At 41.7% G+C, this 25,903-nt stretch carries 40 protein-coding genes and 1 tRNA gene; 24 read left to right on the top strand and 17 right to left on the bottom strand.

What is annotated here, in order from left to right:
• Window positions 1–5: 5 nt before the first annotated feature.
• Genes queF through FOC32_RS14635 form a run of 3 tightly spaced genes read right to left on the bottom strand, consistent with a single transcriptional unit; the run spans window position 6 to window position 2,526 of the window.
• Window positions 6–821, bottom strand: a complete 816-nt coding sequence (gene queF, locus FOC32_RS14645; protein WP_034171236.1) for an NADPH-dependent 7-cyano-7-deazaguanine reductase QueF — start codon at window positions 819–821, stop codon at window positions 6–8.
• Complete coding sequence (locus FOC32_RS14640; RefSeq protein WP_175967870.1) at window positions 821–1,594, bottom strand: ABC transporter permease; 774 nt, start codon at window positions 1,592–1,594, stop codon at window positions 821–823. The genes queF and FOC32_RS14640 overlap by 1 nt, the downstream gene beginning before the upstream one ends.
• Window positions 1,591–2,526, bottom strand: a complete 936-nt coding sequence (locus FOC32_RS14635; RefSeq protein WP_004784471.1) for an ABC transporter ATP-binding protein — start codon at window positions 2,524–2,526, stop codon at window positions 1,591–1,593. Before FOC32_RS14635 ends, FOC32_RS14640 begins: the two co-directional genes overlap by 4 nt.
• A gap of 179 nt (window positions 2,527–2,705) precedes the next feature.
• On the opposite strand from FOC32_RS14635, the gene FOC32_RS14630 reads away from it, so the two are divergent.
• Window positions 2,706–2,781, top strand: a tRNA-Arg gene (locus tag FOC32_RS14630).
• 81 nt (window positions 2,782–2,862) lie between these two features.
• Here FOC32_RS14630 and FOC32_RS14625 read toward each other — a convergent pair.
• The 14 genes from FOC32_RS14625 to FOC32_RS14560 form a co-directional block, all read right to left on the bottom strand.
• Window positions 2,863–3,129: a hypothetical protein gene (locus tag FOC32_RS14625; RefSeq protein WP_175967868.1), complete on the bottom strand. Its 267-nt coding sequence runs from the start codon at window positions 3,127–3,129 to the stop codon at window positions 2,863–2,865.
• A complete protein-coding gene (locus tag FOC32_RS14620; RefSeq protein ID WP_175967866.1) occupies window positions 3,126–3,500 on the bottom strand; it encodes a hypothetical protein in 375 nt (124 codons plus the stop codon). The genes FOC32_RS14625 and FOC32_RS14620 overlap by 4 nt, the downstream gene beginning before the upstream one ends.
• On the bottom strand, window positions 3,497–3,820 hold the full coding sequence (locus tag FOC32_RS14615; RefSeq protein ID WP_228761267.1) for a hypothetical protein: 324 nt from the start codon (window positions 3,818–3,820) through the stop codon (window positions 3,497–3,499). Before FOC32_RS14615 ends, FOC32_RS14620 begins: the two co-directional genes overlap by 4 nt.
• Window positions 3,804–4,013, bottom strand: coding sequence for a hypothetical protein (locus tag FOC32_RS14610; protein ID WP_004782410.1), 210 nt, complete (start codon window positions 4,011–4,013; stop codon window positions 3,804–3,806). The genes FOC32_RS14615 and FOC32_RS14610 overlap by 17 nt, the downstream gene beginning before the upstream one ends.
• The gene (locus FOC32_RS14605) at window positions 4,006–4,467 is read right to left on the bottom strand and encodes a hypothetical protein (protein WP_175965993.1); all 462 of its coding nucleotides are present in this window, start codon (window positions 4,465–4,467) and stop codon (window positions 4,006–4,008) included. Before FOC32_RS14605 ends, FOC32_RS14610 begins: the two co-directional genes overlap by 8 nt.
• Window positions 4,467–4,850, bottom strand: coding sequence for a hypothetical protein (locus FOC32_RS14600; RefSeq protein ID WP_175967864.1), 384 nt, complete (start codon window positions 4,848–4,850; stop codon window positions 4,467–4,469). The genes FOC32_RS14605 and FOC32_RS14600 overlap by 1 nt, the downstream gene beginning before the upstream one ends.
• On the bottom strand, window positions 4,850–5,134 hold the full coding sequence (locus FOC32_RS14595) for a hypothetical protein (protein WP_228761266.1): 285 nt from the start codon (window positions 5,132–5,134) through the stop codon (window positions 4,850–4,852). The genes FOC32_RS14600 and FOC32_RS14595 overlap by 1 nt, the downstream gene beginning before the upstream one ends.
• A 47-nt stretch (window positions 5,135–5,181) precedes the next feature.
• Complete coding sequence (locus FOC32_RS14590; RefSeq protein ID WP_228761265.1) at window positions 5,182–6,093, bottom strand: recombinase RecT; 912 nt, start codon at window positions 6,091–6,093, stop codon at window positions 5,182–5,184.
• 91 nt (window positions 6,094–6,184) lie between these two features.
• The gene (locus FOC32_RS14585; RefSeq protein WP_175967860.1) at window positions 6,185–7,165 is read right to left on the bottom strand and encodes a YqaJ viral recombinase family protein; all 981 of its coding nucleotides are present in this window, start codon (window positions 7,163–7,165) and stop codon (window positions 6,185–6,187) included.
• A 15-nt stretch (window positions 7,166–7,180) separates the two neighbouring features.
• Window positions 7,181–7,450, bottom strand: coding sequence for a hypothetical protein (locus tag FOC32_RS14580; protein ID WP_175967858.1), 270 nt, complete (start codon window positions 7,448–7,450; stop codon window positions 7,181–7,183).
• Window positions 7,447–7,800, bottom strand: coding sequence for a hypothetical protein (locus tag FOC32_RS14575; RefSeq protein WP_175967857.1), 354 nt, complete (start codon window positions 7,798–7,800; stop codon window positions 7,447–7,449). The genes FOC32_RS14580 and FOC32_RS14575 overlap by 4 nt, the downstream gene beginning before the upstream one ends.
• A gap of 222 nt (window positions 7,801–8,022) precedes the next feature.
• Window positions 8,023–8,625, bottom strand: a complete 603-nt coding sequence (locus FOC32_RS14570; RefSeq protein ID WP_175967856.1) for a hypothetical protein — start codon at window positions 8,623–8,625, stop codon at window positions 8,023–8,025.
• A gap of 22 nt (window positions 8,626–8,647) precedes the next feature.
• Window positions 8,648–9,646, bottom strand: coding sequence for a hypothetical protein (locus tag FOC32_RS14565; protein WP_175967855.1), 999 nt, complete (start codon window positions 9,644–9,646; stop codon window positions 8,648–8,650).
• A 71-nt stretch (window positions 9,647–9,717) separates the two neighbouring features.
• On the bottom strand, window positions 9,718–10,416 hold the full coding sequence (locus FOC32_RS14560) for a LexA family protein (RefSeq protein WP_175967854.1): 699 nt from the start codon (window positions 10,414–10,416) through the stop codon (window positions 9,718–9,720).
• Between the two features lie 116 nt (window positions 10,417–10,532).
• On the opposite strand from FOC32_RS14560, the gene FOC32_RS14555 reads away from it, so the two are divergent.
• The 23 genes from FOC32_RS14555 to FOC32_RS14445 all read left to right on the top strand — a co-directional run bounded on the left by FOC32_RS14555 (window position 10,533) and on the right by FOC32_RS14445 (window position 25,902).
• Window positions 10,533–10,781 carry a hypothetical protein gene (locus tag FOC32_RS14555; protein WP_175967853.1) on the top strand — a complete coding sequence of 83 codons (249 nt, stop codon included), beginning with the start codon at window positions 10,533–10,535 and terminating at the stop codon, window positions 10,779–10,781.
• A gap of 10 nt (window positions 10,782–10,791) precedes the next feature.
• Window positions 10,792–11,067, top strand: a complete 276-nt coding sequence (locus FOC32_RS14550) for a hypothetical protein (protein WP_005235482.1) — start codon at window positions 10,792–10,794, stop codon at window positions 11,065–11,067.
• Between the two features lie 44 nt (window positions 11,068–11,111).
• The gene (locus FOC32_RS14545) at window positions 11,112–11,261 is read left to right on the top strand and encodes a hypothetical protein (RefSeq protein WP_175967852.1); all 150 of its coding nucleotides are present in this window, start codon (window positions 11,112–11,114) and stop codon (window positions 11,259–11,261) included.
• A gap of 8 nt (window positions 11,262–11,269) precedes the next feature.
• Window positions 11,270–12,076: a replication protein gene (locus tag FOC32_RS14540; protein ID WP_175967851.1), complete on the top strand. Its 807-nt coding sequence runs from the start codon at window positions 11,270–11,272 to the stop codon at window positions 12,074–12,076.
• Complete coding sequence (locus FOC32_RS14535) at window positions 12,076–13,404, top strand: replicative DNA helicase (RefSeq protein ID WP_175967850.1); 1,329 nt, start codon at window positions 12,076–12,078, stop codon at window positions 13,402–13,404. Before FOC32_RS14540 ends, FOC32_RS14535 begins: the two co-directional genes overlap by 1 nt.
• Entirely contained in the window at window positions 13,401–14,033 is a 633-nt protein-coding gene (locus tag FOC32_RS14530; RefSeq protein ID WP_175967849.1) for a DNA cytosine methyltransferase, read from the top strand. The genes FOC32_RS14535 and FOC32_RS14530 overlap by 4 nt, the downstream gene beginning before the upstream one ends.
• On the top strand, window positions 14,030–14,473 hold the full coding sequence (locus FOC32_RS14525) for a hypothetical protein (RefSeq protein WP_175967848.1): 444 nt from the start codon (window positions 14,030–14,032) through the stop codon (window positions 14,471–14,473). The genes FOC32_RS14530 and FOC32_RS14525 overlap by 4 nt, the downstream gene beginning before the upstream one ends.
• Window positions 14,470–14,778 (top strand): hypothetical protein, encoded by a 309-nt coding sequence (locus FOC32_RS14520; protein WP_175967847.1) that lies wholly within the window; start codon window positions 14,470–14,472, stop codon window positions 14,776–14,778. Before FOC32_RS14525 ends, FOC32_RS14520 begins: the two co-directional genes overlap by 4 nt.
• On the top strand, window positions 14,775–15,095 hold the full coding sequence (locus FOC32_RS14515) for a DUF6378 domain-containing protein (RefSeq protein WP_175967846.1): 321 nt from the start codon (window positions 14,775–14,777) through the stop codon (window positions 15,093–15,095). The genes FOC32_RS14520 and FOC32_RS14515 overlap by 4 nt, the downstream gene beginning before the upstream one ends.
• The gene (locus FOC32_RS14510) at window positions 15,088–15,498 is read left to right on the top strand and encodes a hypothetical protein (RefSeq protein ID WP_175967845.1); all 411 of its coding nucleotides are present in this window, start codon (window positions 15,088–15,090) and stop codon (window positions 15,496–15,498) included. Before FOC32_RS14515 ends, FOC32_RS14510 begins: the two co-directional genes overlap by 8 nt.
• Window positions 15,499–15,633: 135 nt before the next feature.
• A complete protein-coding gene (locus FOC32_RS14505; protein ID WP_175967844.1) occupies window positions 15,634–16,050 on the top strand; it encodes a hypothetical protein in 417 nt (138 codons plus the stop codon).
• Between the two features lie 176 nt (window positions 16,051–16,226).
• Window positions 16,227–16,676, top strand: coding sequence for a hypothetical protein (locus FOC32_RS14500; protein WP_175967843.1), 450 nt, complete (start codon window positions 16,227–16,229; stop codon window positions 16,674–16,676).
• Between the two features lie 158 nt (window positions 16,677–16,834).
• Entirely contained in the window at window positions 16,835–17,071 is a 237-nt protein-coding gene (locus tag FOC32_RS14495) for a hypothetical protein (protein ID WP_005235506.1), read from the top strand.
• Window positions 17,072–17,633: 562 nt separating this feature from the next.
• A complete protein-coding gene (locus FOC32_RS14490) occupies window positions 17,634–17,807 on the top strand; it encodes a hypothetical protein (RefSeq protein ID WP_162835338.1) in 174 nt (57 codons plus the stop codon).
• Window positions 17,808–17,860: 53 nt separating this feature from the next.
• Window positions 17,861–18,538, top strand: coding sequence for a hypothetical protein (locus FOC32_RS14485; RefSeq protein ID WP_052209090.1), 678 nt, complete (start codon window positions 17,861–17,863; stop codon window positions 18,536–18,538).
• Between the two features lie 37 nt (window positions 18,539–18,575).
• Window positions 18,576–19,016, top strand: a complete 441-nt coding sequence (locus tag FOC32_RS14480; RefSeq protein ID WP_175968217.1) for a hypothetical protein — start codon at window positions 18,576–18,578, stop codon at window positions 19,014–19,016.
• Window positions 18,976–19,617 carry a putative metallopeptidase gene (locus FOC32_RS14475; RefSeq protein WP_175967842.1) on the top strand — a complete coding sequence of 214 codons (642 nt, stop codon included), beginning with the start codon at window positions 18,976–18,978 and terminating at the stop codon, window positions 19,615–19,617. The genes FOC32_RS14480 and FOC32_RS14475 overlap by 41 nt, the downstream gene beginning before the upstream one ends.
• Before the next feature lie 47 nt (window positions 19,618–19,664).
• Window positions 19,665–20,156 carry a DUF2280 domain-containing protein gene (locus FOC32_RS14470; RefSeq protein ID WP_175967841.1) on the top strand — a complete coding sequence of 164 codons (492 nt, stop codon included), beginning with the start codon at window positions 19,665–19,667 and terminating at the stop codon, window positions 20,154–20,156.
• Window positions 20,153–21,829 (top strand): terminase, encoded by a 1,677-nt coding sequence (locus FOC32_RS14465; protein WP_175967840.1) that lies wholly within the window; start codon window positions 20,153–20,155, stop codon window positions 21,827–21,829. Before FOC32_RS14470 ends, FOC32_RS14465 begins: the two co-directional genes overlap by 4 nt.
• Window positions 21,830–21,840: 11 nt before the next feature.
• Entirely contained in the window at window positions 21,841–23,298 is a 1,458-nt protein-coding gene (locus tag FOC32_RS14460) for a phage portal protein family protein (RefSeq protein ID WP_175967839.1), read from the top strand.
• A 3-nt stretch (window positions 23,299–23,301) separates the two neighbouring features.
• Window positions 23,302–24,507, top strand: a complete 1,206-nt coding sequence (locus tag FOC32_RS14455; RefSeq protein WP_175967838.1) for a phage minor head protein — start codon at window positions 23,302–23,304, stop codon at window positions 24,505–24,507.
• A gap of 54 nt (window positions 24,508–24,561) precedes the next feature.
• Complete coding sequence (locus tag FOC32_RS14450) at window positions 24,562–25,524, top strand: hypothetical protein (protein WP_175967837.1); 963 nt, start codon at window positions 24,562–24,564, stop codon at window positions 25,522–25,524.
• A 3-nt stretch (window positions 25,525–25,527) separates the two neighbouring features.
• Window positions 25,528–25,902 carry a hypothetical protein gene (locus FOC32_RS14445; protein WP_175967836.1) on the top strand — a complete coding sequence of 125 codons (375 nt, stop codon included), beginning with the start codon at window positions 25,528–25,530 and terminating at the stop codon, window positions 25,900–25,902.
• Window position 25,903: the final 1 nt, after the last annotated feature.

The following is a 25,903-nucleotide window of genomic DNA, read 5'->3' as shown; positions in this document are numbered from 1 at the left end:
GTTTTTTATTGTCGCGCTAAACGAATAGGGCGAGGCATCCATGTGGAATCCGATACACGACAAGGGTTGATATCCAATCCACCACGGCGTGTATAGGTCGCATATACCATCAACTTTTCCGGTTTCAGATTTTGCCAGATATCGGCAAACATCTGTTCCACACATTGTTCGTGAAAACCGTTGTGCTGACGATACGAAATAATATAAGCCAAAATACTCTTATAACAAGGTTTTTTGCCCTGATAGCGTATAAATACTGTACCCCAATCCGGTTGTCCAGTGACTGGGCAGTTACTTCTTAATAAATGTGAATAGAGTTGCACTTCGATATTTTCATCGCTGTGCCGATTTAAAGACAATAAAGAAGCATCTGGATGATTTTCCAGGCGTTCCGGAGTTAGGTCATCAATACAGATACCTTCAGGCTTGGAAATTTCCAGTTCATCAACATGGAAAAGATCCAGTGTGATTTCAGCACCGGCAGCTTTTGAGAGGTCTTTTTCTACAGTTGTAATAAAGGCCTCTTTCGAATCAAACTTGGCAAAGTTCAGACTATTGAAATATAGCTTTAAAGATTTTGATTCAATGAGATTTGGGGAAAATGCTGGCAGGGTAATTCGACCAATTGCCACTTGAGGTACGCCGGCAGCATTTAACCAAGAAATTTCAAATACATGCCACCAGTCTTTACCTTGCTGAATAGCTTCAACATGGGCATATTTTTCACGGGCAGGCGCACGGGAAATCGGGAACAAAATATCGGGTTGATACTCTGTTGGATAGTTGGTGTCTTTACCAAGGAGAGAATGTTCTACACTCATTATTCACGCATTCCTGAACCACGAGACAATAAATAGTAAGCAATACCGTAAAGCACGGCACACCAGAAAGTAATCACGACCAATGAAATGGAAACATTGACATCACTATGACCTAAAATGCCGAAACGGAACGCATTGACCATATACACGATCGGGTTAACTAAAGAGAGATTTTGCCAGAACGGACTTAAGGCTGAAATCGCATAAAATACACCGCCTAAATAGGTCAGTGGTGTAAGTACAAAAGTCGGGATGATCGAAATATCATCAAAAGATTTGGCATAGACAGCATTAATAAAACCGCCTAGAGAGAATAATAGCGAGGTAATGAGTACTGTATATATAGTCACAAACCAGTTAGTAATATAAAGGTCTGCAAAAAACAGGCTCATGGCACTGACAATAATGGCAACAAACAGACCACGAATTATACCACCCAATACATAGCCCCATAAAATGGCATGTAAAGGTACAGGGCTCATAATTAGCTCTTCAATGCTTTTCTGAAATTTTGAGCTAAAGAAGCTGGAAGAAACGTTGGCATAACTATTAGTAATCACCGCCATCATAATCAGACCAGGGACAATAAACTCCATATAACTATAGCCGCCCATTTCCCCAATACGTGAACCGACTAGATTACCGAAGATCACGAAATATAGACTCATGGTAATGGCAGGTGGCAACAGGGTTTGTGGCCAGATCCGCATAAAGCGGCGAACTTCTTTATGAACGATGGTATATAAGGCGACGCCGAGCTGATTTATATTCATTGTGCAGCTCCATCCAGATTTTTCTCGACCATTTTCACAAACAGTTCTTCTAAGCGATTTGACTTGTTACGCATACTGCGTACTTGAATATTCTGAGATTCCAGTAACTGGAACAGGTCATTCATGCTATGAGCTTTATCCAGTGTCACTTCTAGGGTCATTGGATCAACTAAATTAAATTTCACACCAATAATTTCAATATTTAATGGCTCAATAGGCGCAGCCAGATCGAAGATAAAGGATTCTTCATTAAGCTGATTCAGGAAGTTCTTCATGGTGGTATCTTCTTTGATCACACCACGGTCGATAATCGCAATCCGACGACACAACATCTCTGCTTCTTCCAGATAATGAGTCGTCAAAATAATAGAAGTACCATTATTGTTCATTTCATTAAGAAAATCCCACATGGAACGACGCAATTCGATATCCACACCGGCGGTCGGTTCATCCAGAATCAATAATTTTGGTTCATGCATCATCGCACGGGCGATCATCAGGCGACGTTTCATACCACCTGAAAGCATGCGAGCTTGAGTAGCGCGTTTTTCCCAAAGACCCAGTTTATTTAAATATTCTTCAGCACGCGCTTGAGCAATTTTTTTAGAAATACCGTAATAACCAGCTTGAGTGACCAGAATATCAAAGGTCTTTTCAAACTGGGCGAAGTTAAATTCTTGGGGTACTACGCCTAAACATTGTTTGGCTTCAGAAGGGTGGGTATCCAGATTGTGACCAAAAATCTCAACAGTTCCAGAGGTTTTTCTTGTTAATGAACTGATAATACCAATAGTAGTGGACTTGCCCGCGCCATTAGGTCCTAACAGGGCATAGAATTCACCTTCAGGTACAGTTAAGTTGATTCCTTTAAGTGCCTGAAAACCATTTCCATAGGTCTTCGACAAATCCCTTAATGTCAGCGCATCAGTCATAGAGATCTCAAATGGTGAAAAGTTGAGATATTGTGAGTGATCTTGCAAAATAAACCAAGTCATTCACATGGAATTCTCTGTTGCTGTTTTGGCACACTGTATAAAGGATAGGCATAAAAATAACGAAGTTATAGATAGTTGCTTTACCTTATGCGAATTTTTGTTATGATGTGCATCGCGCGCTCATAGCTCAACTGGATAGAGTACAGGTCTCCGAAGCCTGTGGCGTGGGTTCGAGTCCCGCTGAGCGCACCACTACTACCTATAAAATCAATAACTTGTAATACCTTTGGCGTAATTCTGGCGTAATCCATATTTTAATCAAGAAAAACCCCGCTATATTTTGCGGGGTCTGCCTACTGCTTTTTTTAAATCTTCCGGTCTTTCACTCAACCAGTCAGATAATTTTTTTAAATTCCATCTTCGACCTTTTGTGGTTTCTGTAATGTATCTTGGTTTTGGAAAACCTTTTAAGCAAATAATGGATGATTTGAAATACACACCACCATATCCTAAAAATTCTGCCGCCTGGTCATCTGTCAACCAAATGTCTGAAGGTGGCAGGGCAACAACCAAGCTACCCATGTTCGCCATTGCTGTCATTTATTCACCTCCAATCTTTTACCTGCTTTTATTTCTGCATCGTTAGCATGATCAATGTCTGAATATGGGTGTTTTTCAGTGAATGTTTTTGCTCCCATCTCATCCCATAATTCATAAACAACTATTTCATCATCACCAACATACCTAACGCTAAACAATCTTTCGTGCGGCAAGTTGCGATAAACCACCTTATCCCCAACCTCATAAATATTGTGCTGGCGGCGGTATTCGAGAAGACCTATTTCAATCTCTCCAATCTCCTTGATAATTTTGCCCACATATAAAAGGCGCGGGTCTGCTGCCATCTTAGACAACTCTTGCTGTCTTGCTTTGGCAGAGTCGTAGCTGCCGTACCTCTCAATCAAATTCACGACACTTCTCCCAAAGCCAACACCACACCACTCGGCAACTTGCTCAAATAGCAGGTGAATAGGTGATACAACTTATCCGCATTACTTTCATCTACTGTGATAATTCCACCAGTACCGCTTTTAACTCGTTGACGTGACCAGCCGCGCATGTTGTAAGTAAACTCATTGTCATAATCCACCGCGTTTAAAATCGCATTAAATGAACCTACATCACCGGCCGACCATGTTTCGTTGTATGGCTTGTCTTTGGCCACAAGGTTGTCGATCTGAAGCTGGGCGAACTGAACATTGGTTAGCTGAATTTCAGTCATTGGCTTCATCCTCATCCCAAACAATATCACTACGCTCACCATCAGCATCCATTTCGCCTTTATTGCCACACTTCAAGCAAGTAACGACATCACCATCCATAAACTCATAACCGCTATTGCTTTCTGCTGTGGAATGAATGGCAGCTTCGTTATGGTTGCATTTTGGGCATTCCATCCCCCAATCGATGTTCATTTCAGTCATTGGCTGGCTCCTGTGCTTCAATCATGGCTTTGTTTGAAGCCACAATTTTTTCAGCTTCTTCATGCGAATCAACCAATATAAATTTGCTGTGAATATCCGTAGGGCTATTTGATTTCCAAACACCAAATACTTTTCTGGTACTGATGTGCGCTGATTCATGAATATTCACAGCAATAATGTCGTCATCATCCAAGCAGTCACCAAGGCAATCTAAATCGGATTCAGAATTGCAGAAGTTTTCAGGCTCATCATCATCTTGATGCCATGTGCGAACTTTTGATTTTTCCACCAAAACAAACCCTTCCGGCACCGCTTGGGCTTTGGCTGCTTGCCAACCTGCAAAAGCATTAAATGTTTTACCGTCTTGATAGCACCCCATTATCCAAGTTAAATCCCAACCCTTTTCAGCTGTAAAAACACTTTCAAAAGCTTCACGTTCTTTCTGAATATCCATCACGCCACCTCATAGAAGCGCTTGGCTTCTTCAAAATCAGAAGTAATTAACTCAGCATCATCTTTGTAGCAGTGCACGATTTCACCATACTTAAAAGCTTGTTCAGCCTGCTGCATGTTTTTGCACTGATACATTGGCTCTTTAAACCAGTCTTCTGTGTAAAACATTTGTTCCTGGTGTTCTTCAGCTGTGCCTTCCCATTCTTGAACCTGAAAGTACTCACCAAATGATTCAATCATGAACTGATTACCTTCAGCTTTAGTCATAGCTCTGTAGCGAGCCAAAGCACGTTCAGCAATTTCTTTTGATGCAGCAGGTGACTGCTCATGAGGACTATCATCTTCAGGGCAGATTCCTACGCACCACAATTTTTGATTTTCCATCACGCCGCCTTCATAATCCGATTAGCCACAATCTTTGCTAAGTTTTCGCTGGTTTCACTCGAAACATTTGGGCAGCGCAGATGCATTTCATATTCACCAAATAGCATCTGGCATGCTGCATTGCCTGTTAAATCGTTCTTTAAAAACACATAGCTCAGTGCTTTACGTGTGCCTTTGCCTGAAAAAGTAGAGCTACCATCTGCAAGTTCTTTCTTTGCATAACCCAGCTTTTCCAGCCAAAGTTTGAAACCAGCTTCATGTTTCTTTTTAATTTTGAAAATCATGCTTATATACTCCAGATGCACCCCGAAGAGGGGTGCAATCACAATCCTTATGGTGTAAGTGCTGCTTCTTGGGCTTCATAAGCAGAATTAATTTGTGCGATCTGCTCGTCAGTCATCTCGCCTGATGCTGGCTCAAATTCGTTTTCCATAATCTGGTTGAGAGCATTCATGTCCGAAGCATCATTGATCTGGTCGACAATCGACTGAACAAGCAATTTCACTTGCTCTTTCAATTGACGGCGTTTCTCTTTAAATACTTCGCCAATTTCAGACTTGGCTGGTTCGCCAAGGTTTAGTGCTGCAATTTCTTCACCCACTTTTTCAAGCTGGTTTAATGTGCGTGCATCCTTGATGTTGATGTAATACACACTCAGATCCAGCTCTTTAGCTGAAGAATCAACAGCATCATTTTTCTTTTTCAGGCGGCTTTTCAGAGCAGATGCGCCTGTATTCGGCTTGGTTTCTGTTCCAGGTGCGCCAGCTGGTGTTATATCGATTTCTTTATCCTGCTCTTCCTCAGCAATCGCCATACCTTTCAACACATCTGGGAATACATCGCGAAGGGCATAAGAACGAGCACGCAACTTCATCATGCGTTTTGGATACTGTGTCCATGGGCCTTGCTTGCCGGATAGACCAGCACGTTTAGCATCTTCCATGCTGAATTCGGATACAGCAGGTTCTTCACCTTTACGCTTCACAGTACAGATAGCCTTTTGACCGTCTTCGGAAAGTTCTTCACGAATAAAGTCAAGCAAGCCAGATCCACGCACAAGGGCGAGCATTGCGTCACCCCAAATAGAAGGGCGGCCATTAATCACCGCAATGTTTTGCATTGCTTGAAGTGGTTGCAAACCAATCTCAGCACCCCATTGCATGGCAACAAGAATGTTGCCTGGCTTACGTTGGTAGTCTTTAGGCACGATGTCAGAACCGGCAAGAATTTCAGCAATTTGCATTGCTTCCTGCAGATTGTTAGGAGTTAAGAAATTAACAGCGGTGTTCGGGTTTGTTTTAACAATTGAGTTCATATTCTTTTACCTATAAATCTTAATTAATGCGCAGCACACGGGTGCTTGAAGTCTTAACAAATTGCTCGTAGATGTCAGGATGGGCTGCTTTCAGAGCCTTGCTATCCAGCGTGTTACGTTCCTGATATTTGAATGTTGCAAGGCGTTTATCCTCAGCTATGATCATTTCTGCATCTTCCATACGGGTGCAGATTTGCAGCTTCAAATCATCCAGTTCAGCGCCAGCTTCTTTGATGGTCTTATTTAAGTCCTTGTATTCAGCAACCAGATTGGCAAGTTCGTTATCTGCCTGAACAGCCTGGTCGGGATTGTGTGTAGACCAACGATGCAGCACATCATCAAACGTGGTTGGAGCAGGAGGCACATCGTTTTGCACATGCTCAAGCCAGAACTTGGAGCACTCTTCTGTCAGCATTTCAAACAGCTCTGGATCAAATGCCACCTGATAGCTACGGAACTTCTGACCACCGATCAGAACACCTAGACCACACATTGATGCACCTGTAATACCCATGTACCACTGCACTTGTGTCAGGTAGTAATCTGGCACCTGTTCAGACTGCTCATCACCCCACAATTTCGCCAGGTACTGGTTAGCAGTCTTGCATTCCAGAATATGGTCAGTGGTCAACTTTCCATCTTTGATACGAACGTTGCCTGAGATATCGGGATTGATAATGGCGCGGTCAATATTGGCACGCATCCAGTCATATTCGGGATGCACCAGAGTTGCATTCACACGCTGGATCTTCACGCCATTGCGCTTGGCATATTCTTTTGCCACGATATCTTCAAGGGTATTGCCCCAGTAAGACGCCTCACTTTGAGAATCTTCGACGTCTGTACGACCCGTTTTATCCAGCCATAATTGATATGGGGAGCGGTATTTGCTTAGACCTAAAATTGCCGCTACATCTGAACCACCAATGCCCAAACGGCGTGCTTCCAGCCATGTTTGACGTGCGCTTTCAACTTCTTGCAGATTTACTTGTGTATTCATTTTTTATTATCCTTCTCAGAATGGGAGTTCGCCGTCGATTAAAATGCGAAGTAAATGCTTAACAGTTAAAGGTGATTTGCTCACATCAATACCGCGTTCTTCTTGGATTCTTTTAATCAGATCCAATTTGATGCTATGCACGCTTTCACTTGAACCTTTTTCGCGTTCAGCAACCATTGCATCAGCTTGCTTGTAAGCTAGTTCAGCCACTTTTTCTTCAGTGCGACCCATCATTATTAGGGCTGGCATTGCAGCCATGGCTAATTGATCATGAAGGTTTGTCATTTCACACCCCCAGCAATCGCAGCATTAATCTTTTCAATCTCATAACGATCAACATAGGCATTAATCGTTTTGTCAAAATGGACTACGTTCAGAATATCCAGAAACTCTACTGAGCCGTCATCCAGCGCATACTCGACATAGATGCTGTATTCGTCAGCTTTGACAGTAGCGACACAGATCTGATTGCAATTCACGCTTTGAACTTCGTATTGCTGTGCAGCGATGTTGATTTGCGGCTCTGCTAATTCATCAGCAGTTTTAGCCGGCTGGAAAGCGTAAGCTACTGCTATCCCCGCGCTGATTGATGCTGCAATGAATGCAGACTTGAGAATATTGGATTTAGTTGTCATACTTATCTCACTCAGTAGGGTGATGGGTCACGCTCCAGGTTGTTGCTGCAACGCTGGGGCTTTTTGTTGTCTGTGAGATATAATTTAGTATTTACTAAATATTAAGTCAATAGTATTTACTAAATAAATTTAGTGAATATTAAGTTTTTACTAATTTTATGCTTTAATAGACAAAAGAAAACCCACCGCTGGGGTGGGTTGGTTCACAAAAATAACACATGGCTAGTTATCAACTAGACCCTTATACCCTAAATAATTTACACCAATCATTGTTAATATAAGTAATTGAAATATAAAAAATAATGTAATTAAGCTGATGGTGAAGAATACTGATACAGAGACATAACCACCATTAGTTACTGTAATAAAATCACCGATAGCCTCGATTGAATAAATGAAACGCACAAGAGTTAGAAAAAGTGCTAATAACAGACTAAGAGCTGATAAGTAGGCAAATAGCATTGTTAGAAAAATTCGGCGAGTCAAAACTTGTTTAAACTTTTCAGTTCTATTGGGTTCTGATTTCATTAAGTATGGCGCTGATTTCGAATTAATTAGCTTGTCTATAGCCTCCCTATTAATTGCTGCTATCGCAGATAATGAAGCGATGTAGAATCCTGGCAGAATAGCTAACAAAGTGAATAAGTCACTAAATCTATTACTATTAAAATAATTCCCATCCTCAAAGTTCACAGCACACCAAGTGGCTATGCCGCTCACTAGTACTGCCGCATAAAAAGGATAAATGTATAAAGCCTTCAGCTGCGAGTTGTCTGGATATTTGATCTTCAGGAAGCCAAAAACGTTGGCTGCTTGACTCAACATACGACCTCCCTAAAAGGAAATATTAAAAATTATCAATCATTTTATCATAACACTGGTTGATGGCCGTCGGGTCTTTTTTGATTAAAGCCTTTGTGGTTTCTGTGTTTCTATCTTCCCAATTAAGATAAGCTCTCTTTATTAAGCCAGTGGTTACATCATCTGTATAGGGGTATTTAATTTCCCCTTTGTTTTGTGGACTTTTTATTATCAAGTAAACATTAGGATCGCCATCAAACTGATTTTGGCTTTTACTTTTTATACTATCTATCCAATTTTTAAAAGCAGTAGGAGATATTTTCTCAAAAAATGATCGCTTATCATCTACCTTAATACCAAGTGTTTTTGTCACGTCCTTAAGTACATTATTCTCATCAAATCCAGAGTCTACTTCCGATTGCTCTACTAGTTGCATACTATTTAAGAGCCCCTTATTAACTGCATCAATAATGCTACTAGTAGTCACAGGATCAATTTCAACTTCTGGTTTACATTTCACATTCTTTTCAGTTACAGGGTCTTTCTCCAACCAAAAAGAATCATCATAAATCATTGAAAATAGTTCACAGAATAAAGATTTTGTATAATTGCCACTTAAACCTGAGACTGTCTGAATACATAAGTTTGAATATCTTCTATTAATTACATTTTTTTTGATCACTATATGTAGGAGCGTTCTTAATCCATGGGTATCAGGAATCTCTTGGGCTAAGACATCTTTTTCTCTGCTTTCTAATACCCTTGGATCCACCTGCTTATCATTAAATGTGAATAATAGTTTGCAATAGTTATCGTTGTTCTCTATTGATACCCATTTAATCCACTTATTTTGATTATTAAACTCTTTAATTAAAAGACCATTTTTATCAAATTTATCTTTATGAAGATCAAAATACTCCTTTAACTTTAAAATAAAATCATCTAAATCTATTTTTCCAAAATAATTTTGACCATTTTTAACTTTTCTTTGACGTGCTTTATCAGCTTTTAAATGATAGTAATCAAACCTGATATTAATTGACATATTTACCCTCAAAATAAATACTTAAAAAAACTATATAAAATACCCAAGCCGCATATAGCGGCTTTTATTATTTAATTTTTTCTTAATCGTGGTTTGGCGTGGTAAACGTAGCGCACACAGTCCACCACCTGACCCACAAATTGGCACTCCTCATCAAATTCAATAATATTTGGCTTGAAATCTGGATTTAATGCCTGAAGGTATCTTTTTCCATTTGTCTCAATGACCAATTTTTTAAAAGTAGCATCATCACCCCGGCGAACTACAATCATGTCACCAGACTGCATGTCTCCATAATAGGCATCTGGATTTACAACAATATAGTCACCCTCAATAAAATCTGGAAAATTACTTACACCTTGAACTCTAAGAAAAAAGCAGTTTGAACACTCATCTTCTGGCAAGGGCAACCATTGTGAAACCTGACTCATGTCAACTGCTGCCACATTGGTAAAGTTACCAGCCTGCACCCAAGATAAAACAGGAGCCATGCGCGCCTTAACTCGGGGAACATTAGCTAAAGGCTCTTCCCCAAAAATATTTTTTGTCGATTCTTTGTCAAGCAAACCTGCTTCCCACCCGACCTTTTTCTCAAGATTACGCGCGGCACGCTCACCAAAACTCCCATGACCTTTCACAAGTTGAGATATATGGCTTGGATTTAGGTCGTAATACTCACAGAAAGCAGCATCCGAAGAAAATCCCTCAGATTTTATTTTGGCATCAATAGCCTGGCGCAGATTGGCGCGTCTTAAAGAAATTATGTCCATTTCTGTATTTCACATATGTTTTAGTAAAAAGTAAATTCGTAAACACTAAATCTTTATTGACTTATTAAGTGATAAAAATTAGTATTTACTAAATGTCACTAATAAGGAGATTTAAGATGTCTTCTGCCAACACAACACAACTAAGGGCTTATCTAGCCCGGCTTTCCGCAGAAGAGCGCAAGGCCTTTGCTAAACGCTGCCAAACCACCTTGGGTTACCTCAACCAAATCATGTATGGCAACAGCAAGTGCAGCGCATCTTTAGCAATAAAAATTGATAAAGAGAGTTTTGGCGAGGTGAGCTGTGATCTGCTTTGCCCGGAAGCTGATTTTGATTACGTCCGCAACCAAGCACTGAGTGCATAAAGGTGAAGTTATGAGTCTTGAAAAGAAATCTACGCATGTTCGCTTGTCTCCCGAGAACCATGAGCGCGCTAAGGTTCTCTCAAATATCAAAGGTAAGGACTTGGCCCAATATCTGGCTTATCTCCTGGAAAAGGAAATCGCCGGTGAATGGCATGTTCTTAATTTACAAGCAAAATCTTTTGAGCGCTTGGGAGTCGCAGCTTTATTGCGGGATTTAAGTACAGAGGTTCAATTCCATGAGGGATCGGAAGGGATTCACGGGGATTCAGGTAAAGAAAAAGCCTGATTTCGTGGATCAGGCTTTTAATATTCAAAAGGTTGGAACCCATTATGAACAATCAAATTTTAACCGAAATCGAAGTAAATAGAAAGATTTACTTGTTCCAAAAAGCAGTCGAACGATACATGGCTGAAAAAACCATCGCTAATTCTCAAGCGGTAGCTAAAGCGAAAGCTGAATTATGCAAATTTGCAATGTAGGTGGTGTCATGAACATTGGACTGGATTTTGAAAAACTAACAGAAAAGGCAGTCATTGTGACGGAACAGTACTCTAGAACGCCTAATTTTGTCATTGATGACATGTATATGGCGCAGCTTAGTGATAAGGCGTTCAAGTGCTATATGCTCATTCTGCGTCAAACTGTGGGCTTTAATCGCAGCAAGACATCGATTGCTACAGATACCTTTAAAAAGTATTGCGGCATCAAGCGAGATGAAACCGTTTACGCTCGTATTCGTGAACTTGAACAGCTTAAATTAATCTCTGTTACCCGCACAACTGGCACAACAAATCAGATCACTATTCTCCCAAACCCATCCCAAACAACCGTAGTACTAACAAACGATACTGGTACGGTTGAACCGCATGGGGGTAGTACGGTTGAACCGCATGGGGGTAGTACGGTTGAACCGCATGGGGGTAGTACGGTTGAACCATACCCTATAAAAGAAAATATTAAAGAAAATATTAAAGAGAGCGCAAACGCAAAAAATTCACCGGATGAAATTCTGAATCTCTGGACACCAGATTTACATTCTCTGAATTCTTGGTTACAGCGTTCTGGATTACCAAAAATCACTCAAGACCAAGCTGAAGAAATTTTGCTTGAAATTAATCCTCACTACGAAAACAAAATTATCACTGGTGCAGTAGGTGATGCCCAGATGTATTCAAATTTTGTGAAGTGGGTTAAGCGTGATTCAGGTCTTACTGAAAAACTCATGCAGCAAGCCAATCCGCAGAATCAATCTATCGACACCCAAAACCTTCAAGCCGACATGGGGGATTGGTAATGATCGATATTCATAACAACTCCATCGAGCAATGTGTGCTTGCTGCACTGATGACCGTTCAGAACTCACTTGAAACTGTGATGAACGATCTGGACGAAAATTGCTTCTTTGCAAACCGTCATCAAGAGATCTACAAGGCCATTACTGACCTTGCCAATGAGAACAAACCATACGATGTGGTTTTCGTTGAACAGAAACTGAATGAAAAAAATTCACTGGTTGGTGTAAGTCCATCTGAATACCTGATGACACTGATGGCAGATGCACCATCAAGTTTCTACAATCTGGAATCTTATGTTGCTGAACTCAACAAGCTGAAAGCGCATCGTGAAGTTGAAAAGATGGGCCGAAGCATTCAGGAAGTGGCAAGAGATTTAACCGTACCTGATGTGCATAACGCTGCTGAAAATATCCTGAACAAGGCAACCACCAATGAGAAACTGGAAAAGTCCAGCTTTACGTTTGAGGAAGCATTAAAACGCGCTGGTGATCAGTTAATCCAGAAAGCAGAAGCAAAAGCCAAAAAGCAGTACACAGGGGTTAAGTTCAACCTGCCTCATCTGGACAACGTAGTGGGCAGCATTCAGCGCGGACACTTTTGTGTGATTGGTGGTAGACCTGGATCAGGAAAGTCCACTCTAGCGCAAATGGTGGCGATTCAAACCGCTATGCAGTTCAAGGAGGCAGTACTGGTTGTATCTGCCGAGATGGATGTAGAGACATTCACGAATCGTTGTATCTCAGCACTCACTCAGATTCCATACGACAATATTCACAATGCTGACCTGTACGACGGGATGATTCAGGAGTTTGCGGGCGCTCAGAATCGTTTTAGCAAGCTGCCAATTCATGTTGAAGATAAGCAAAAGCCGACCATTGCAGAGATTCACTCTTATGCACGTAAGGCCAAGCGCAATTACAAGAAATTAGGCTGCATCATCATTGATTACCTGCAACTGGTACGTGATCCAACCAAGAAAGACCGCTATCAGGAAGTCAGTTCAATCAGTCGTGATTTGAAAGCGATGGCAAAGGAATTCGATTGCCCTGTAATCGCACTGGCACAGCTCAACCGTGAGTCTGAAAAAGGTAAACGTCCGAAAGCATCTGACTTGAAAGAGTCTGGCCAGATTGAGCAGGACGCGGATCAGATTTTATTAGCCCATCCAATTGTGAACAGTGATGACGAAATGCCAAGCGGTATTACAGAAATCATCATTGCTAAAAACCGTCATGGCAAGAAAGGCGTAGTTCGGGTGATGGATCGTTTGGATATTTGTCGCTTTGCATCGGTACGAGTAGAGGAAAGCGCAGGGGGTGGGGTGTGAAGATTTTAATCGCATGCGAGAAATCCGGAGCTGTCCGTGATGCATTTATCAAGCTTGGTCATGATGCAATTTCATGTGATATGCAGCCAAGTGATTCTGATTTCGGGCCGCATTACCAGGGTGATGTACGCGACCTCCTGGATTATCCGTTTGACATGATGATTGCTCATCCACCGTGTACACATATTGCTGTGAGTGGAAGTCGTCATTTTGAAAAGAAGATTCATGATGGCCGTCAGCATGCGGCAGTGAGCTTTTTTATGATGCTGGCCAAGTGCGACATTCCGCGCATCGCCATTGAAAACCCTGTCTGCATCATGTCAAGCCTTTGGAGAAAACCGGACCAGATCATCCAGCCATGGCAGTTTGGTGAGGAAGCTCAGAAAACAACATGCTTATGGTTAAAGGGCCTGCCACCACTCAAGCATACGAATATTGTTAATAAGGGGGAATTTGTTGTGTCTCCAAGCGGTAAGCGTATGCCGAAATGGTATTCAAATGCCAAGTTTTCAGACCGTTCAAACATCCGCTCTAAAACATTCCAGGGAATTGCTGATGCTATGGCTATGCAGTGGGGCGGCGATGTACGCCAGGGTGAGCAGGAAGATTTATTCGGAGGTGCAGCATGAACGAAATCCTTCAACAAAGAATTGAGGCTGTGCAGGCTGGGAAGAATATAACTCATGCTCAGATCGAAGCTAAACGCAGTCTACGTGAGCAACTTGAAAATGATGTGGAAGCATTTCTGAAAAATGGCGGGAAAGTAGAAACTCTGCCACAAGGTTATTCAGGTGAGTTTTCGCAATTCAATGGTCGACCTGTAGGAGATACCCAAAAGACTATGCGAGCAGTTATGGCAGCAGCTATAGCATCAGCCAATGCAAGACGTAATAACCCGAATGTGATTGCTCGCAACAAGGCCAGAGAGGAAGGTCAAAAGCATTTCCATGGTGCTGAATGTGTGACCTGTGGTGGAACACTTCGATATACCAGCACTAATAGCTGTTTTTCATGCAACAAGGCGTCAGCAGTCAGGAACTATAAAAAACGGATGGAGAGAACAGCATGAATTTAACAATCGAACAAATGCGGGAAATTGTGGATGGGGCGCCTGAGCTTGGGCGCTATTGGGAGGAATATGGGATTGATACCAATAGGTATTATGGGTACGACGATTTTGATGGCTCTTGGTATGAATACTGGGATATACCGAATGCCCCAATGTGGCAAAAAGTATATTCAAGAGAAGACTTCTCATTTAATCGTGTGCCGCTTAAAGACCTCCGCGCCGCTCTAGATGACCACGACCGCACGGACTTTGTGACTGATATCAAGAACCATATCAGCCCAACTACAGTGGTGATTGAGAGATGAGCAATATAAATACAACTTTAAACGAACGTGGCGCTCGCTATGGCAATTATTCAGACGTTGCAGGTGTAACTCAAGCTTTAGTGTCTATTGTTGAATCAGGCGCAAGCTACGAGCATTTAAACGCAGAGCAGAAAACCAGTCTTTTTATGATTTGCAACAAGATTGCTCGGGCTGTAAATGGCGACCCTCAATATTTTGATAATTGGCGTGACATTGCCGGTTATGCAACTTTGGCAGAGAAAGCGTGCGAAGTGATTGAAAAACCCGAAGCGATTGCAGATTACAAACCAAATTATGCGGGGCTGGTTCATGAGTGATTTTAAAAAGTGGTTTAAATCCTTAAATGAAAATGGCCGAGTTACTTATTTTCTTGGCCAAGAAGGCAGGATTTCAGAAGAAGCATGGAATCACCAACAAGCCATCATCGACGAGCACACCGAGGTTATCAAACTTCAAGACACTGACCTGCGAAAGTATGAGAAGCAGATCGAAAACCTGAAAGCCCAGCTCAACAACATGGAGCAGTGTTATATCGAGAAGAAGAAGGAGGTTGAGGACCAGCAGAAGAAAGTTGATGAAGTTCTCGAATATCTGGATGGTGAAAGCGCTAACCGTTGGGGCTTATGGAAAGAAAAAGCGGACATGCTTGATCAAGGTGCAAGTAATGCATTTGAGGAAGCGTATTGGATGGCTAAGAAAGCCCTGCGAGGTGAGTCATGAATAAATTCCAACAAGAAACTGCGGTGCTTTTGATTTGCAATACCGTTCTCTTTGCGGAGTTCAGGGCCGTAATTCCGGGTGTATTGATGATTATTCTTATGGCTTGCTTTGTTGTGATGATATGGCGAGGTGCCAATGACTGACCTGATTATCGGCATCGATCCAGACTTGGAAAAATCAGGAGTGGCTGTCTTAGGGCAGTCACTGGAACTTAAAAATTTAACCTTTGCTCAGACTGTGGAGCTATTCCGAAGCCACCAGGATGAAATTAAGAAAGTGGTCATTGAAGCGGGTTGGTTGAATAAGAAATCAAATTTCCGTTTCGGCCATTCTAAGATCGCAGGAGAGAAGATTGCCAAAAATGTAGGGGAGAACCACGCAACAGGCAAATTGCTCGCAGAAATGGCAAAAGAATGCGGTTTGGCGGTGGTATTGGTCAAGCCGACGCGCACAAAGTTAAAAGCAGAAGATTTTAATCGAATTACAGGCTGGCAGGGCAGAACGAATCAAGAGCAGCGTGATGCTGGAATGCTGATTTGGGGGATGAAGTGATGATTAAGGTGGTTTTTATTGTCGGGACAATTCAATTAGTAATCTCCTGTCTTTTTACAAACGATCAGGCTGTTACCAGGAATACAGCATTCTTATGGTCTTATGGCTGCATTGCAATTGATTTGGTGGTTTTAGCTTTAGCACTACGAATGAAAAAGATTTAAGAGGGAATAGGGATGAATGCGATGGTTGGTAGAAAACACTTTTCAGTAGCTATTAATTGGGCGGAGCAGCCTATTGAATGGCATTTAGAGCAGTACGGGTCATGGCTTTTGGTTGATGAAAACTATGTGTGTTTAGGGGCATCAAGTATTTTGGGGCATCTGATTGATACAGTTAATGGGGTGTGTGTTGATAAGCGGGAGCGTGTGGCACCACGGTGTAAAATTAATGATGTGCATGCTGACGCTGTGAGTGACATGCTGACCGCTCTAATGAAGAATGAAAATTCCAAAGTTCAAAAGTGGCTTAAAATTGTGATTATGTTTTATGTGGAATTTAAATCAGAAGCCACTATTGCAAAGCAACTTGGAATATCTGAATTCTCAGTGGCTCGTGACAAGATGCTGGGTATGGTTCGACTGGCAACCAAGTATCAATTCAGAAGTCGCATAATTGGGGCTTGAAAGTCAGGGTGTATATTGATATATTCATGTTATAGTGACCGAAGTGTACGTTGATGCACTAAGTTGATTTAAAAGCTCATCGAAAGGTGGGCTTTTTTGACATTATTTATTCATAAAATTAAGTGATAATGCCTTTTTGTTTTTGAGCTCTAATTGAAATGGCGATTTTAACTGTTAAAAAACTAGAAGATACTCTCTGTAAATTAGTGACTGAAGGCGAAAAGCCTGTAAAGATTTTATTAGGCTATAAAGCGTATGGCGAGCTAATGAATGATCGTAGTTTTTTTGAGGAAGTGGCTGGCTCGGCAATGGATCCAAACAAACGAAAATATAAAAATATTAAAATTAAGGTCACTCAAGACGAATACCAGTTTAACGTGAAATGTCAAAAATAGGTTTAAGCATCAAGGAAAGCTCGCCAAATGGTGGGCTTTTTTATTGCCCTGAGAAATACTAGTGTAATCATACCAAATTAAAATGCTTGATTAACCAGGAATGAATCTTGCTTAGTTCGACAAAGTTAATGACATTATTTCAGTAATGAATATTATAAATTTATGTTTTATAAGTGAAAATAACTGACATTTCTTGCGACATGATTGCTTGATTGTCCAGGAGTAAAATCATGCTTAGATTACTGATGTGTTTATTCGGCTTCCACGGTGCGACTAAGGTTGACTACACAATTGATGATGAAGAAATCAAGGTGTGTCGTGATTGTTTGAAAGAAGTTAAATAACAATCACTCAAGCAAAGAGCTGTTTCATAAAGCTGTAATACTTAAGCAATATAGTTGCTCTGCAAAAGAAGAAAGACGTTGTAACGCAAGTCAAGCCCGTTTAATTGGAGAGAGTTAAGCGGGCTTTTTTATTTCAAAATCGCCGAACGTATTACGGCAAACAAAGCCCCTCGCATTCTAGATGTTGAGGGGTTTTTCTTTTCTTATTGGTGGTACCTATGACAGACAAAGTACAAGCTAAACAAGACTTAGAATTTTGTAGTGCTGAGCTGTCTAAATATCAGAATCTCAGTCGATCCGGATTAACGCTTAGTGAGTTGCATGCGATTGACGGCATCATGATTAAGCTGAAAGAGCGTATTAAGAATTTGCGTGTGGCGCTTTACTCTTAAGTTATAAAAATCCGCTTATATTTAGTATTATTCCCTTAATGAAAGGGGGATATATGAAAAATCAAAAATTTAAAGAAAAGATAAATAAAATTTGTAAATGGACATTGGTTTTCATGGGGGTTTATTTAATTGTTGGGGCATTTTTATTGAGGCTCGGAACAAACTTCGACCCAAATAAAGCTTATGATTTAATTAAAGATGCCCTAACTATTTCAGCATCTTTCCTTGCACCAGTAGCAGCGATTGTGCTTTTTAATGATTGGCGTGAAGAGCATAGAGTTAAATCACTATCATTAAGTTTAGACTTGATTAATAGTAAAGCTATTGAAATAGAGGAGTTAGTATTTGATTGTTTGGAATTCATTTTAAAAGATGAAAAAATAGATCACATTGAAATAATTTTTACAAAACCATTGAACCAATTAAGTTTACTTTATAGGGAAATAAGAACTGAAAAAAATATTGAAAAATTTTTATATTTAGTTAGTAGCTTACATACAGAAATTCGATATTTTAATAGGCTCTCAATCGAAATGAATGAGAATTTAGAGATAGTGAAAAAATTCGAAGAGTTAAATAAGACAAAGGATATTGATGATCAGATTTATCCAATTCCTCATAAAGATAAATATGAATCAAATCGTCAAGAGCTTATATTGCTCGCACCGAAGATAGAAAATTTAATTAATAATATGATTGATCAAACTAAAATTATAAAAGATGAATTGTAGTTAAGGGTCCTATCAAGGAGTGATGTGGTTATTAGATATGGATCAAAAGACCTACAAACTTTTCACCCAAAAAATCCCGCCAAAAAAGAAATCACGTACAAGACCATTACCAAAAGCATCTGGTAAGTATTTAGAAGCATTCGATCGACTAAAAGAAATCCTTGATCGAATGGAAATCAAATACGAAGAATATTTTCATTTTAAAACCACTAAACACTGGCGTTTTGATCTACACCTGGTTGGCTACCTTACTTTGATTGAAATAGCGGGTGGTCCTTGGTCTGGTGGACGTAAGGGTAAGCTGGCTACTAAGGCATGGAGCATTGATCGTTATGATCATGCTGAAGAAATGGGATATCGGTATATACGCTTCGAAGTCTCGGATATTTCATCATCCAGCAGGGCTATACAATGGCTTAGAAATTTAAAGGCATCACATGGAACAGTTCAGACCATTCCCACCGACAGATCTGATTGATCAGGCCGAAGAAGAGGAAGCCATTCGCTTGGCACCTGCACCCGAACTTAAAGAATGGGTCGTAAATAACTGGCTTACTTTAGGTGGTGAACTACATAACCCGGATCATGACCATATTGCAGAGTTACTTCATGACAATGAAGAGTTCCTTGCATTCGCCTGGGCTTCATCTGCCGCCATAGCGAAAAAACGTATGGTGCTTGGCCAATGTGAAAAGGTCATGTTTAACGTGGGTGGCTGGAAGAAAGCACGCCAGGAACAACAGATGCGAGACTGGTTTGGTTTCGTACCTCAATATCTGATTACTGTAGATGCCACTTATTGCGAACAAGCTACAGATCGAGACTTCTGCCGGTTGATTGAGCATGAGCTTTATCACATCGGTGTAGAGCGTGATGAAGATGGCGAAATCATTTATAGCGATATGACTGGGCTGCCTAAGCATTACTTAGCTGGCCATGACGTGGAAGTGTTCTTTGGAGAGACTAAACGATGGGGAGCTGATGAGTCAGTGAAACGTCTCGTTGAAATTGCCAAGAATGCGCCGTTTGTTTCTGAAACAAGTATGGCTGCATGTTGTGGCAATTGTGTCATCGGTTAAATTTTTTTGCCTATCTTGCTATACGTAGCTATACAAAAGGGGTGTTTATGGCAGCACTTAAAGAGCCTGTAAAAATGTTTATAGTTCAGTCTCTTGCTTGCTTTGAAACACCTCAACAAGTAGTGGAAGCAGTAAAGCAAGAATATGAGATTGAAATTACCAGACAGCAGGTTGCACTTTACGATCCAACCAAAGTGGCTGGGCGTAACTTAAGTAAAAAACTAAAGGAATTGTTTGAGCGCACTCGTAAGGACTTCCGAGAGAATATTGAAGATATTGCAATTGCCAATAAAGCCTTTCGTTTGCGTGAACTCCAAAAGATGTATGAAGATTCTGGAAAAAATAAGCGAGCAAAACAAAACCTGCTCAAGCAAGCCTTTCAAGAAACAGATGGCCGTGTGACCAAGCAGGAAATTACCGGTAAAGACGGCGGCCCTATCCAGCAAGAAACTAAATCAACACACCAGTTCACACCGGAAGAGCTTGCCGGCATGACTGCTCAAGAGCTTTCACGTTTAGCAATTAATGGCAAGTTATGACTTATGCAATTGAAGATATAGCGCCACTAATTAAAGAGTGGACGATCAACACACGTCTACCTGAAGTCATTGAAGAGATGACAAGGCGTTACTACTACCGAATGCTAATAGAACAGAATGAGTTAAGCATCCAGGCTGAAATCTACAAATGCAGAAATGATCCAGCGCATTGGTTTAATCATTGGGTGTGGACCTATGATCCGCGTGGTATGCCTTTTGGATTGCCGGCAAACATTCCTTTTGTATTGCGCCCTGGTCAGGTTGAGCTGGTTGATTGGCTATTGGAACGCGAAAGCACACAAACGCATGGCTTGATTGAAAAAAGCCGTGATGAGGGGATGAGTTACGTTGTCTTGGGTTTCTACTTGCATCGCTGGCTGTTTGTAGATGGGTTTGCTGGTGGTGTGGGTAGTCGCAAAGAGGATCTAGTTGACAAGAAAGGCGACCCAAAAACATTACTCCATAAGTTCCGGGATATGTTTTCAAAGTTGCCCGACTGGATGAAGCCTAAAGGCTTTGTCGAGAAAGTGCATGATAACTACATGCGGATCATTAACCCGGACAACGGCGCAACGGTTACGGGTGAGGCTGGTGACAATATTGGCCGTGGTGGTCGTACCACAATGTACTTTCTGGATGAATGGGCATTCGTAGAGCGGCAAGAAGCTGTTGATGCTGCCATTTCTCAAAACACAAACGTACATATCAAGGGATCTACACCAAACGGTATTGGGGATAAGTTTCACCAAGATCGTTTTAGTGGACGTTACGCCGTTTTCACAATGGCATGGCGTGATAACCCAGATAAGAATTGGCAGGTCGAATTTAATGGCAAATTAATTTACCCCTGGTATGAAAAACAATTGGCCACACTAGACGATATCGTTCTAGCTCAAGAAGTTGATATTGACTATGCTGCGTCGGTCGAAGGTGTGTTGATTCCATCAGCATGGGTGCAAGCTGCCGTCGATGCTCATCTTGAATTAGATATTCAGCCGTCAGGCGAACGGATGGGTGCACTTGATGTGGCGGATGAAGGTAAGGATAAGAACTCTTTTGCTGCACGTCATGGCATCGTACTGCAGTATTTGGATACCTGGTCTGGTGTTGGTGATGACATTTTTGGCACGACTCAGAAAGCTATTGATGCTTGTCTTGATCTACGTTTGAACTCGTTTTATTACGATGCCGATGGTCTTGGTGCTGGTGTACGTGGTGATGCCCGAGTCATTAATGAGCAGAATAGATCCAAAGGTATTCCGGAGATCGAAGCAAATCCATTCCGAGGCTCAGGTGCGGTGCACAACCCGGAGCAGGAAATGGTTGAGGCGCGTAAAAATGTAGACTTCTTTGCCAATCTTAAAGCTCAGATGTGGTGGTCACTGCGCATAAGATTTCAGAATACTTATCGAGCCTTACAAGGTATGCAATATGACCCAGACAATCTTATTTCGCTCTCTACCAAAGACATAAACAAGCAGGAGCTTGAACAGCTCAAGCGAGAGTTATCACAACCCACTTATACAAAAAATGGTGCAGGCAAAATCCTAGTCAATAAGCAGCCTGATGGTGCCTTATCTCCAAACCGAGCAGACGGCGTCATGATTTGCTTTAGTGATATCCGAGAGCGAAAACGGAAAAAACCTGCAGGTGCAGGTAGTCGAACCTATTAAAAGGAAAACATATGGCAAAGTCTAAAAAGGACAAAGCGTCAAAAAAGGCTTTGTCTTACGGCAATTTATACACTCAAGAAGCAGTCACTCAGTTTTTGGTGAATTTTGGCAAGCAACCAGATACGGATGAAGTGTTGCGCAAAGCGGGTATTACTCGTCATAGATTACGTGTATTGCTAGATGATGATGAGATTGCACAAGTAGTTGAAACACGGATTGATGCACTTTTAGCAACACCGTTGCGAATTGAACCAAATGATACGGATGAAGCGGAAAAGCTGAATCTCATCCTGAAAGAATGGTTCCATGAAATTGCGACTGCTGCCATGAGTGCACTGTTCTTCGGGTACTCGGTTCAGGAAGCTGTATATGAGTTAAAGCCGGAAGGTTATGTGGGTATCCAGTGGATTGGTGAAAAACCGATGCAGTGGTTTGAGCCTAAGAATGATGGTCGGCTAATCTATCGTCAGGATGGAAACAATGCAGAGCATGAGGTAGATCAAGCATTCAAATTCTTCTTAACACGTCGTAAAGCTACATACGAACAGCCATACGGTAAAGCACTATTAGCCACGCTGTATTGGTTATTCTTCTTTAAGCAGAATGGCTTCAAATTCTGGGCTAAATTTCTGGAGCGTTTTGGAACGCCAATCTTACTGGGTAAGTGTAAAGACACTGAAACCGAGGACATGAGCAGAGCATTACTAAATGCGCATGCTCAAAGTGTTTTGGCTATTGATGCTGAAGATGATGTTCAGATTTTGTCTACATCAGGGACAAGTGGTACTGCTGGTGCCGCGTTTGAATCATTCAATAATCAGCTAATTCGCCAAATCCAGAAGGTTGTATTAGGACAGACGCTTACCAGTGGTACTGATGGAAAGGGAAGCTATAGTCTTGGCCAAGTGCATGAAAATGTACGAATGGATAAGCTTAAATCTGATATTAGGCTTGTCACACCGACTTTACAGGCTGTGGTCAATGCTCTATGCGCTTTAAACGGTTGGGGTGATTATGAAGTAATGCTTGGTGAAAAGCCAAAACCGCTGAATAAGGATCAGGCTGAGCGTGATGTTCATTTAAAGAATGCTGGGGCCAACCTTTCTAAAGATTATTTTATTCGTGAGTACGGACTGCAGGATGGGGATCTGGTTGAGCAAACACAAACCGGTTTTAATCAATTCACTGCAGTACCGCGCCAGGCATTCAACTTCAAGGCAACAGCAAACAAGCTCTCACCTGAACAACAGGAAGTTGAAGAGCTGACTAATGGCCAGGATGAATTGCAGCTACTGAAACCAGATCAGGTCAAGGAATTGATATTCAAGTCTGATAGCCCTGAAAGTCTGGCTTACAACCTGATGCAATTAATACCTGGTGCAACTCAGACACAGTTCACAGCTAATCTGGACCAAGCTTTGTATGCTGCAGATGTGTTGGGGTATGTGACAGCTCAAAATGGGAAGTAAGCTATGCAACCAGTCACATTCCTTGAAGCGCTTCAGTACGCTCACAGTAAAAAGATTGTACTGCCTGATGAGTTTTATTCAATGGACCTCAAGACCCGGCAGATGGCAACCACGGTTAGCTTTCTATCGAGTCTTGAGCAGATTGAGACAGTCATTAAGGCTGTGAATAAATCCATTGCCGACGGCGGTACTTTCAAAGATTTTCAGAAGCTGATTGAAGAATCTGAAATCATTCTGCCAAAGTATTACCTGGACAATGTATTTCGTACCAATATCCAAAGTGCTTATGGTCATGGCCGGTGGCAACAACAGCAACGAAATAAGGCTAAACGACCTTATCTGATGTACTCGGCGATCAATGATAGTCGAGTGCGTCCTGCTCATTTAGCTTTGAATCGGATTGTTCGGCACATAGATGATCCATTCTGGCTAACACATTATCCACCCATTTCATTCCGTTGCCGCTGTACCGTGATTGCCTTAACCGAGAAGCAGACATTGAAATACGGCATTACGCCAGACGACAAGCTGCCTGAAGTTGCTGAAGCATTGGACTGGTCATCGCATCCTTTGCAATTTGGTGAGCTTGAATCATTGGTCGATAAAAAGATTGCTGATTCGTCATTGGATAAAGAGTATTTGCTTGAGCAAAAGCAAGTCATTCAAGCCGAATGGACTGCATCCAAAAAGCTGACCAGTCTGTTTGCTCCGATGGATGATAAGACCCGCGACTTATTCGATACGGTGGCCAATACGGTTATTCCGCTTGATCCAAAGATCAGACCAAGTGCTATTCGTACTTTCCTTGATTATGTGCAGGGAAATGATGCTGCACTGACCAGCTACTTAAACTCTGCTACAAGCTCTCTGGCTGATGATGTGCTTAAGCGCTGGCTTAGTACCGATATGGCAGCGATTCAAGCTGTGGCAAGTAATACCGCTTCAACCGTGGTGGGTACTGCGACTCTTCAACAGGTAGCAGCTTATCAACTAGGGCAGACTGTTCAATTGAATGCGCCGTTGCTGATGGCTGATACGGCTTCTAACATCGTGATTAAGATTGAAAATGCGAAAGGTCTTGGTATTGATCTGGATATGTTGAATGCCGGCAACGGCGTTCTTATACCAATAGGCCTGTCATTTGAGGTGGTTTCGATTGAAACAATCAAAGGCAAACTGATTTATACGCTCAAAGCCTTGGTCAACTAATTTACATATTCAACTTTGAGCACCTTCGGGTGCTTTTTTATTGGAGCATGAAAAATGCCAGATCCAAATGAAGAACGGCTGAAGTACCTCTTTAACGCCTCGGCAATTGAGGTGCCTAAAGCTGAAGAAGGGCAAAAGCGAAAATTTAAAGGTACTGCTTATGCTGGTGGCCGAGTAGATGGTCACTGGTATTGGGGACGCTCTGGCGTGGTCTTTGATCTTGATGGAATTGAGATTGATAAGCCGACAGCCTTACTTGAAGAACACTTCGGCTCAAGTCGAATTGGTGTCGTTCAAACCGTGGATACTAACGGAAAGATTGATGTATCAGGTGATTTCCTTACAAACGCCAAAGCACAGGAAATTGTCCAAGACTCTGATGACGGTTTCCCGTTCCAGATGTCGATGATGATTGATCCGGGGTCTATTGAGGAGGTCTCACAAGGCAAAACGGTCACTGTAAATGGTCAGTCGTTTGAAGGCCCAATCACCATCTTCCGTCAAAACCGTATTCGTGAATTTACGATCTGCTCGACTGGTGCTGATCGCAACACATCAATTAAAGCCTTCTCGGGCAAAGCCAATCCAAACCCAACCAAAGAGGACACAGACGTGACCGAATTAGAAAAAGCACAACAAGCCAAAGAGCAGGCAGAGCGTGAGCGTGATGATGCATTGACTGAACTTAAGCAATTCAAAGCGCAAAAGCGCGCAGATGAAATTGCAGCTTTAGAAACTGAGCTGAAAACACAGTTCAGTGCTGAAGATAAAACCACTTATACCAATATGGATGATTCAGTTTTTACCTTCGCGGCTAAACAGCTTCGTCAATTCTCAGCGGGTAATCAACAACCGCCAGCTGAGCAACAGCAACAACAAACACCAGGTGTAAATCCGGCATTTGCTCACTTGTTTAGCCATCAGGCGAATGGTGGACAGGGTAGTCAGTCAAATCACAATGACACTCACAAATTCACTTCTGGTGCACAAGCATTTGCAGAACAAAAGGGGAAATAATTCATGGCTATTCACTATGTACCGCCTATCTCAGTCACTTCGGTGAAGCTGGTCCTTGATAATGAAAAATTACGTCGTGCCAATGCAAAGGTTCCAACCGCCACAGCATTTAAATATGGCGATCTTTTAACGCTGTCAGATACCAATGTGCTGGCTCATGCTGTAGATGAAAAAACATGGGATGTAATTTGTGGTCAGGATGTGTCGGCTGCAGAGGCGACGATCAAGGCCGCTGATGGAATCGAAATTCCAGTGTATTACGGCGGAGTGTTCAGTATTGAAGCTGTATCTGTAAATGGAACCTTGCTGACTACTGCTCAATACGATGCAGCGCGTGCACAGGCAACTAAAAACAAAATCGAACTTTCTAAGGTGTAAT

The sequence above is a fragment of the Acinetobacter sp. FDAARGOS_724 genome, assembly GCF_013364475.1.
Lineage (GTDB): Bacteria > Pseudomonadota > Gammaproteobacteria > Pseudomonadales > Moraxellaceae > Acinetobacter > Acinetobacter variabilis.
Note: the sequence above shows the minus strand (reverse complement) of the source record. Positions and strands in the feature narration are given on the sequence as shown.

Bases quoted from the DNA above. Each gene is read 5' to 3' on its own strand.
- queF (WP_034171236.1), bottom strand. From the start codon at position 821: ATGAGTGTAGAACATTCTCTCCTTGGTAAAGACACCAACTATCCAACA.
- FOC32_RS14640 (WP_175967870.1), bottom strand. From the start codon at position 1,594: ATGAATATAAATCAGCTCGGCGTCGCCTTATATACCATCGTTCATAAA.
- FOC32_RS14635 (WP_004784471.1), bottom strand. From the start codon at position 2,526: ATGACTGATGCGCTGACATTAAGGGATTTGTCGAAGACCTATGGAAAT.
- FOC32_RS14625 (WP_175967868.1), bottom strand. From the start codon at position 3,129: ATGACAGCAATGGCGAACATGGGTAGCTTGGTTGTTGCCCTGCCACCT.
- FOC32_RS14615 (WP_228761267.1), bottom strand. From the start codon at position 3,820: ATGAAGCCAATGACTGAAATTCAGCTAACCAATGTTCAGTTCGCCCAG.
- FOC32_RS14610 (WP_004782410.1), bottom strand. From the start codon at position 4,013: ATGACTGAAATGAACATCGATTGGGGGATGGAATGCCCAAAATGCAAC.
- FOC32_RS14605 (WP_175965993.1), bottom strand. From the start codon at position 4,467: ATGGATATTCAGAAAGAACGTGAAGCTTTTGAAAGTGTTTTTACAGCT.
- FOC32_RS14600 (WP_175967864.1), bottom strand. From the start codon at position 4,850: ATGGAAAATCAAAAATTGTGGTGCGTAGGAATCTGCCCTGAAGATGAT.
- FOC32_RS14595 (WP_228761266.1), bottom strand. From the start codon at position 5,134: ATGATTTTCAAAATTAAAAAGAAACATGAAGCTGGTTTCAAACTTTGG.
- FOC32_RS14590 (WP_228761265.1), bottom strand. From the start codon at position 6,093: ATGCAAATTGCTGAAATTCTTGCCGGTTCTGACATCGTGCCTAAAGAC.
- FOC32_RS14585 (WP_175967860.1), bottom strand. From the start codon at position 7,165: ATGAATACACAAGTAAATCTGCAAGAAGTTGAAAGCGCACGTCAAACA.
- FOC32_RS14580 (WP_175967858.1), bottom strand. From the start codon at position 7,450: ATGACAAACCTTCATGATCAATTAGCCATGGCTGCAATGCCAGCCCTA.
- FOC32_RS14575 (WP_175967857.1), bottom strand. From the start codon at position 7,800: ATGACAACTAAATCCAATATTCTCAAGTCTGCATTCATTGCAGCATCA.
- FOC32_RS14570 (WP_175967856.1), bottom strand. From the start codon at position 8,625: ATGTTGAGTCAAGCAGCCAACGTTTTTGGCTTCCTGAAGATCAAATAT.
- FOC32_RS14565 (WP_175967855.1), bottom strand. From the start codon at position 9,646: ATGTCAATTAATATCAGGTTTGATTACTATCATTTAAAAGCTGATAAA.
- FOC32_RS14560 (WP_175967854.1), bottom strand. From the start codon at position 10,416: ATGGACATAATTTCTTTAAGACGCGCCAATCTGCGCCAGGCTATTGAT.
- FOC32_RS14555 (WP_175967853.1), top strand. From the start codon at position 10,533: ATGTCTTCTGCCAACACAACACAACTAAGGGCTTATCTAGCCCGGCTT.
- FOC32_RS14550 (WP_005235482.1), top strand. From the start codon at position 10,792: ATGAGTCTTGAAAAGAAATCTACGCATGTTCGCTTGTCTCCCGAGAAC.
- FOC32_RS14545 (WP_175967852.1), top strand. From the start codon at position 11,112: ATGAACAATCAAATTTTAACCGAAATCGAAGTAAATAGAAAGATTTAC.
- FOC32_RS14540 (WP_175967851.1), top strand. From the start codon at position 11,270: ATGAACATTGGACTGGATTTTGAAAAACTAACAGAAAAGGCAGTCATT.
- FOC32_RS14535 (WP_175967850.1), top strand. From the start codon at position 12,076: ATGATCGATATTCATAACAACTCCATCGAGCAATGTGTGCTTGCTGCA.
- FOC32_RS14525 (WP_175967848.1), top strand. From the start codon at position 14,030: ATGAACGAAATCCTTCAACAAAGAATTGAGGCTGTGCAGGCTGGGAAG.
- FOC32_RS14520 (WP_175967847.1), top strand. From the start codon at position 14,470: ATGAATTTAACAATCGAACAAATGCGGGAAATTGTGGATGGGGCGCCT.
- FOC32_RS14515 (WP_175967846.1), top strand. From the start codon at position 14,775: ATGAGCAATATAAATACAACTTTAAACGAACGTGGCGCTCGCTATGGC.
- FOC32_RS14510 (WP_175967845.1), top strand. From the start codon at position 15,088: ATGAGTGATTTTAAAAAGTGGTTTAAATCCTTAAATGAAAATGGCCGA.
- FOC32_RS14505 (WP_175967844.1), top strand. From the start codon at position 15,634: ATGACTGACCTGATTATCGGCATCGATCCAGACTTGGAAAAATCAGGA.
- FOC32_RS14500 (WP_175967843.1), top strand. From the start codon at position 16,227: ATGAATGCGATGGTTGGTAGAAAACACTTTTCAGTAGCTATTAATTGG.
- FOC32_RS14495 (WP_005235506.1), top strand. From the start codon at position 16,835: ATGGCGATTTTAACTGTTAAAAAACTAGAAGATACTCTCTGTAAATTA.
- FOC32_RS14490 (WP_162835338.1), top strand. From the start codon at position 17,634: ATGACAGACAAAGTACAAGCTAAACAAGACTTAGAATTTTGTAGTGCT.
- FOC32_RS14485 (WP_052209090.1), top strand. From the start codon at position 17,861: ATGAAAAATCAAAAATTTAAAGAAAAGATAAATAAAATTTGTAAATGG.
- FOC32_RS14480 (WP_175968217.1), top strand. From the start codon at position 18,576: ATGGATCAAAAGACCTACAAACTTTTCACCCAAAAAATCCCGCCAAAA.
- FOC32_RS14475 (WP_175967842.1), top strand. From the start codon at position 18,976: ATGGAACAGTTCAGACCATTCCCACCGACAGATCTGATTGATCAGGCC.
- FOC32_RS14470 (WP_175967841.1), top strand. From the start codon at position 19,665: ATGGCAGCACTTAAAGAGCCTGTAAAAATGTTTATAGTTCAGTCTCTT.
- FOC32_RS14465 (WP_175967840.1), top strand. From the start codon at position 20,153: ATGACTTATGCAATTGAAGATATAGCGCCACTAATTAAAGAGTGGACG.
- FOC32_RS14460 (WP_175967839.1), top strand. From the start codon at position 21,841: ATGGCAAAGTCTAAAAAGGACAAAGCGTCAAAAAAGGCTTTGTCTTAC.
- FOC32_RS14455 (WP_175967838.1), top strand. From the start codon at position 23,302: ATGCAACCAGTCACATTCCTTGAAGCGCTTCAGTACGCTCACAGTAAA.
- FOC32_RS14450 (WP_175967837.1), top strand. From the start codon at position 24,562: ATGCCAGATCCAAATGAAGAACGGCTGAAGTACCTCTTTAACGCCTCG.
- FOC32_RS14445 (WP_175967836.1), top strand. From the start codon at position 25,528: ATGGCTATTCACTATGTACCGCCTATCTCAGTCACTTCGGTGAAGCTG.